This window comes from Spirochaetota bacterium, assembly GCA_026414805.1.
Lineage (GTDB): Bacteria > Spirochaetota > UBA4802 > UBA4802 > UB4802 > UBA4802.
This window is the reverse complement of sequence record JAOAIH010000116.1, coordinates 486-4,575: the sequence shown is the minus strand read 5'-3', so window position 1 is coordinate 4,575 and position 4,090 is coordinate 486. Positions and strand designations below refer to the sequence as shown.

The 4,090-nt window shown below is 39.0% G+C and carries 2 protein-coding genes; both read left to right on the top strand.

The features are described from left to right. The first annotated feature begins 83 nt into the window (after window positions 1-83). Complete coding sequence (locus tag N3F66_14575) at window positions 84-1,955, top strand: acyl-CoA dehydrogenase (GenBank protein MCX8125370.1); 1,872 nt, start codon at window positions 84-86, stop codon at window positions 1,953-1,955. Between the two features lie 224 nt (window positions 1,956-2,179). Then, entirely contained in the window at window positions 2,180-4,063 is a 1,884-nt protein-coding gene (locus tag N3F66_14570) for an acyl-CoA dehydrogenase (protein ID MCX8125369.1), read from the top strand. The last annotated feature ends 27 nt before the right edge of the window (window positions 4,064-4,090 follow it).

Genomic DNA, 4,090 nt, shown 5'->3' with positions numbered 1-4,090 from the left:
GTATGTATGTAAGAAAATCTTAACATACACGTGAATGTGTAATATTTTAACATTTGTTATAATTTAAAAGCAGGAGGTTTTTTATGGCGTTAAATCCACTAGTTGATTCAAGGGATGTGCGCTTTGTCCTCTATGAAATGATGGATGTAATGCAGCTCACTAAGCTACCAAAGTATTCTTCATTTGATAAGGATATGTTTGAGGACATGCTCAATTTGGCTGAAACCATGGCTGTTGAGCAGATATATCCTACATTTGCTGAGGGGGACAAAGAAGGTTGCCATTATGATGGTGCAACGAAAAAGGTAACCATTCCAAAGTGCTATCACGCAGCACTTGATGCTTTTTATGAAGCTGGTTTTGGTGGAATGGATATATCCGAAGAATGGGGTGGAATGGGTATACCACAGGTTATTGCATGGGCTTGTAATGAATATTTTTGTGCAGCCAACTATCCATTATTGATGTATCCAGGTTTAACTCATGGTGCTGCTGAACTTATTGAGGCATTTGGGACAGAAGAGCAGAAACATATGTACCTTAAAAATATGTACTCAGGGAAATGGGGCGGAACAATGTGCTTAACAGAGCCTGATGCAGGTTCAGATGTTGGTGCATTGAAGACAAAAGCTGTAAGACAACCAGATGGAACGTTTAAGATTTATGGGCAAAAAATATTCATTTCTTCGGGTGACAATGACTACTATGAAAATATGATACATCCAGTTCTAGCACGTATTGAAGGTGACCCACCCGGAACAAAAGGAATTTCTATTTTTATAGTACCCAAATATAGAGTAAACCCTGATGGTTCACTTGGCGAATTTAACGATGTAACATGTGCTGGTATTGAACACAAGATGGGTATTAAAGGTTCAGCAACATGTACATTGAGTTTTGGAGATAATAATAATTGTATAGGCTGGTTGCTTGGGCAGGAGCGCCAGGGAATGAAAATTATGTTTAAGATGATGAACTATGCACGTATGGGTGTTGGTCTTCAGGCTCATGGTTGTGCTTCAGCAGCTTATATGCATGCGGTGACGTATTGTAAAAATCGTGTGCAGGGTGTACATGTAACACAGATGCTTAATCCTGAAGCAAAAGGAGTGACCATCATAAATCACCCAGATGTAAAGAGAATGCTTCTGTGGATGAAGTCATACATTGAAGGCCAGAGGGCAATGATCTATTACCTTTACCTTAATTATGAACTTGCTCAGCTGTTAGAAGGTGAAGCAGCAAAAGAAGCACAGGCACTTGTTGAGATAATTACTCCAATTGAAAAGGCTGGCTGTTCAGATATGTCAGTACTTATCACATCAGAAGCTATGCAATGTTATGGTGGTTATGGGTTTGTTGCAGATTATCCTATTGAACAAATGATGAGAAATTCAAAAATTACTGCAATATATGAAGGTACCAACGGCANCCAGTCAATGGACCTCACTATGCGTAAGATTTTAATGAACCCAGAGCAGTATAATTACATGGTACTTAAAAAACGCATGTTGCAGACCATTGATAAAGCAAAGGGAATTGTTGAAGATAAATATGTTGCAATAGTTGAACGTGGAATTCAGAAGCTGGATGAAGTTATTGAAATGATGAAGCAGCAGATGGCTTCGGGGCAGTTCCTGCATCTTTTTGCAAATGCGACACCACTTCAGCAAGCGATGTATATGCTGGTTATTGCATGGATGCACCTGTGGAGCTTGACAATAACATTGCCAAAGATGAAAGAACTTGTTGGCGATAAAAAAGGCGAAGAAAGAGCAGCATTGCTCAAAGATAACGCTGAAGCAGCATTCTACAGCGGAAAGGTTTTATCGTCACAGTTCTATCTTGGTTCAGAATTTCCTAAATATTTTGGCAGGATTGAAGCACTCCTCAGTGGTGAATCTGCAGTTATTAAGGCCAGCGAAGAAATCTTTACTGGTGCTCTCAACGAATAAGAGATGTTATATACAAAATTTTTAAAAAAGGCAGGTTTTAATACCTGCCTTTTTTTATTTTTTGTTATTATTACATAAACAAAATTTAACAGTCAATAGCAGTATTTATATGTTAACAAATTATTGACAAAATAAATAAAAAAAATATCGTGAAACAAGGAATTATGGTATTTAACATAATACCATCATATATATATTAAAATTGTAATACAGGAGGTCTTTTTATGGCTACTGGAGTAATGTCCCTTAACCCTTTGGTGGACACTAGGGATACGCGATTTGTCTTGTTTGAAGTATTAGGTGTTGATACACTCAATCAATACCCACGTTTTGCTGATTTTGATAGAGATACATTTGAAGATGTATTAAACCTGGCCGAAACAATAGCTGTTGAGCAGGTATATCCGGCAAATATGGAAGGGGATAAAATTGGAGTGCAGTACGATCCTGCCACTAAAAAAGTAATATTGCCTGAATGCTACAAGCCAGCTTTACAGGCAATGTATGATGCAGGGTTTATTGGCTTGGTAAATGATCCCGAAATTGGTGGTATGGGCATGCCACAGGCAATAGGTCAGTGCTGCACTGAGTATTTTACAGCCGCAAGTGTTGCATTTTCTATGTATCCTGCATTAACCATTGGTGCTCTTAACCTAATCAAAAACTTTGGCACACAGGAAATGAAAGACCTGTATATACCAAAGATGATTACAGGACAGTGGACAGGCACCATGTGTTTAACTGAACCTGATGCTGGAAGTGATGTAGGAAATCTTAAAACAAAGGCTATCAGGCAAAGTGATGGTACTTACAAGATCATTGGGCAGAAAATTTTCATAAGCGGTGGTGATTATGATATGCCCGAAAACATTGTTCACCCGGTATTGGCACGCATTGAAGGGGACCCACCTGGAACAAAAGGAATATCAATATTCATAGTGCCCAAATACAGAGTAAAAGCTGATGGTTCACTGGAATTTAATGATGTTGTTTGTTCTGGTATTGAACATAAAATGGGTATCAAAGCATCTGCTACCTGTACTCTCAACTTTGGTGATAATGGAGATTGCATAGGCTGGCTGTTGGGTCAGGAACGGCAGGGAATGAAGATTATGTTCCAGATGATGAATGAAGCCCGCCTATACGTTGGATTGCAGGGACTAGCAGTTTCCAGTGCCGCATATATGCATGCAATAAAATATGCGCGCAATCGTATACAGGGTGTGCATGTAACACAGATGCTTAATCCTGATGCTCCTAAAGTAACTATCATACAACATCCAGATGTTAAACGAATGCTACTGTGGATGAAGTCCTATGTTGAAGGAATGAGACTTTTGACTTACTATGTTGGATATCAGGAAGACCTTGTACATGTACTTGATGGCGAAGGCAAGAAAGAAGCTCAGGCAATGATTGAATTCCTTATCCCAATTACAAAAGCAGGCAACACTGATAACGCATGGAAAGTTACTGCTGAAGCTATTCAGGTGTATGGCGGATATGGATTCTGCTCGGATTATCCGGTTGAGCAGTTTGCACGGGATGCAAAGATACTTTCAATCTATGAAGGTACAAATGGCATTCAGTCAATGGACTTAACAATGCGAAAGATATTGATGAATCCCGAACAGTATAATTACACTGTTTTTAAGAAACGAGTGCAAGAAACTATTAACAAGGCAAAAGGTATTGTTGATGATAAGTATGTTGATGTTGTGCAAAAAGGCCTTGAAAAGGTTGATACAGTTATAAATTATCTTAAAGAACAGATGGCTGCCGGAAAATTTCTGCATATATTTGCAAGTGCAACACCACTGCAACAGGCGCTATCTATGTTTACGCTGGGATGGATGCATCTTTGGATGCTTTCTGTTGCACAGCCTAAAATGAAAGAAATAGTGGGCGACAAAAAAGGTGATGACCTCAATGCATTGCTGGCTGATAACAGTGAAGCTGCCTACTATACAGGAAAGGTATTGTCATCACAGTTCTTCCTTGGTGCTGAATTTAAGAAATTCTTTGGCATGGTTGACTATATCCTTGATGGGGAAGCAGCTGTGGTCAAAGCAAGCGAACACATCTTTACCGGAGCACCTTTAGAATAGACCAAATAGCTAATTATGTATAATAAA